The organism is Actinosynnema sp. NPDC023658 (assembly GCF_040639995.1).
GTDB lineage: Bacteria > Actinomycetota > Actinomycetes > Mycobacteriales > Pseudonocardiaceae > Actinosynnema.
Genome location: NZ_JBFAAX010000874.1, coordinates 1 through 2,299 on the forward strand (window position 1 = coordinate 1; position 2,299 = coordinate 2,299).

3 protein-coding genes are annotated in these 2,299 nt (G+C 73.6%); all 3 read right to left on the reverse strand.

What is annotated here, in order from left to right; genetic code table 11:
- The coding region (locus tag AB0G02_RS35835; RefSeq protein ID WP_360803591.1) for a hypothetical protein at positions 1-821 on the reverse strand (821 nt) is incomplete at its 3' end.
- A complete protein-coding gene (locus tag AB0G02_RS35840; RefSeq protein ID WP_360803594.1) occupies positions 818-1,537 on the reverse strand; it encodes a hypothetical protein in 720 nt (239 codons plus the stop codon). The genes AB0G02_RS35840 and AB0G02_RS35835, both read right to left, overlap by 4 nt.
- Positions 1,538-1,631: 94 nt before the next feature.
- On the reverse strand, positions 1,632-2,299 hold a 668-nt coding region (locus AB0G02_RS35845; protein WP_360803597.1), incomplete at its 5' end, for a M20/M25/M40 family metallo-hydrolase.

The following is a 2,299-nucleotide window of genomic DNA, read 5'->3' on the forward strand; positions in this document are numbered from 1 at the left end:
ATGTCGTCGTCGTCGACGAGGACGACCACCGTGCCGCGGGCCTGGGTCCAGCCGTCGGAGATGAGGAAGTACTTGGCCCCGATCTTGTCGAACAGGCGCAGCCCCAGGTAGCGGAACCGGTAGCGGGAGGCGTCGCCGGCCAGGGGTTCCTCGCAGGCGCCGGGCGCGGTGATGTGCAGGCGCTCCCGGGCGTAGACCACGACGGTGGACTGGTCGTGCACGTTCGCGCCGAACTCGCTGGCCAGCTCGGCGCCGCGCACCTCGGCGTAGTTGCCCGCCGCCCAGAACAGCGACAGCGACACGACGGCGAAGGTGAGCACCCTGGTCCACGTCGGGTGCGCGTCCGGGCGGCGCAGGCGGCTCGCGTACAGCGACATCAGGATGCCGCCGCCGACCACGAGCGGGAACGCGTAGAAGCTGGTGACGGGGAACAGCAGCCCGAGCCCCACGGCCAGTGCGGGCAGCACCAGCCGGGCCCAGGACAGCACGGCCGCCAACACCCGTCCCCCCTTGCCTGGTCGCGCGACCGCCGCCCGGACGTGGGGTTCCGCCCACCGGCAGACCAGGGCCAGCGCCACGACGACGGCCAGCAGCAGGAACACCGGTCCGACGCTGCGCATCACGTAGTCGGTGGTGGACATGCCGAGCACCGCGGTGTCGAGGCCGAGCTCGCGGGCCTGGACGTCGCTGCGCCGCCAGCCGAAGTACACCAGCAGGCCGGTGACGACGGTGACGTTGGCCAGCGCCTCCCCGATCCGCTGCACCGCGTCGGGCGGCTCGGCGGTCCTGGCGGGCGCGTCACCGCCGGTCGGCGTGGTCATGACGTCGGCGTGGGCTCGCGGGTAGTGGTGGTCGTGCCGGTCTCAGGCGTGGTCGGGGTGGTGGTGTCGGTCGTACCGGTGGTCGTGTCCGTGGTCGGGGCGGACTCGTCGACGTCGGTGCGCGGGTCGTTCTTGGCCTGCGGGTCCGGCCACGCGGGCGGTGTGCCCCTGGTGCACTCGAACGTGCCGGATTCGCGCTGGTCCAGGACGCTGCGCACGGCGCGGTAGGTGGGGCAGTCGACCGGTTCGGTGGAGCCGAGCTCCAGGTTCCAGCCGTGGCCGGCGATGCGCCCGTACACGGCGCGGGCCGAGGACTCCGCACCCCGGCACAGGTCGATCGCGGCCTGGTAGAGCAGTACGTTGCGGGGGCTGCGCATGCCCTCCCACGCGTTGCCGTCGTCGAGGTCGGTCTGGGCCGCGTCGCAGTCCCGGTCCACGGCCAGCCGCTGGTAGACGCTGTCCTCGACGGTGCTGGTCGACCGCGGCCCCTCGGGCAGGTACCAGCCGAAGCGGGTGCCGCCCGCGGTCGGAACGCCCGTGTCGGCCGGGTCGTCGGTGCCGGTGACTCCCGGCCCGGTGCCGTCAGTCGAGGTGGTCGAGGTGGTCGGGCCGGTCGTGGTCACGTCGCCGGTCCGGCCGAAGACCCCGCTGCCGCACGCGGTGACCCCGACGCCGACCACCACCGCGAGTGCGCTGCCCGCCATCCGTGCCCACATGCCGCCGGCCTCCCTACGCCGTCATGCTCGTGAGGAGGTGTGGGCGGCGGTCGGGATACCGCGACCGGTGTTCCCGTTCGGGTGAACCGGGAGGTCAGGAGGACAGGAAGCGGTCCAGCACGCGGGCGCCGAAGCGCAGTCCTTCCACCGGCACGCGCTCGTCCACGCCGTGCGGCATGGCCCGGTAGTCGTAGCCGACCGGCAGGAACAGCGGCGCGAAGCCGTAGCAGTCGATGCCCAGCCGGCTGAACGCCTTGGCGTCGGTGCCGCCGCCCATGCAGTAGGGCACGACCACGGCGTCGGGGTCCTCCGCGCGCAGCGCACCGGCCATCGCGTCGAACCACGGCGAGTCGATCGGGGCCTGCACCGCGGGCTCGTCCGCGATGAACTCGCGCCGCACGTCCGGGCCGAGCGCGGCGTCGATCGACGCCAGCAGCTCCTCCGCCGCGCCGGGCAGGGTCCGCACGTCCAGCTCGGCGGTGGCGCTGCCGGGGATCACGTTGACCTTGTACCCGGCCCGCAGCACGGTGGGGGTGGCGCTGTTGCGGACGGTGTTCTCGACCAGCCGCGCGGCCGGTCCGAACCGGGCGATGGTCGCGTCGACGTCGTCGAGGTCGACCGGCACGTCGAGCGCCGCTCCGACCCGTTCGATGAACGCCCGCACGGTCGGGGTCAGCCGCACGGGGTGCTCGATGGCGGCGACGCGGGCGAGCGCGGCGAGCAGCTTGGCCACGGCGTTGTCGTCGTTGCGGCGCGAGCCGA

What these genes read in the sequence shown, in the direction of transcription:
- AB0G02_RS35840 (WP_360803594.1), bottom strand. Translation starts at nt 1,537, where the DNA reads ATGTGGGCACGGATGGCGGGCAGCGCACTCGCGGTGGTGGTCGGCGTC.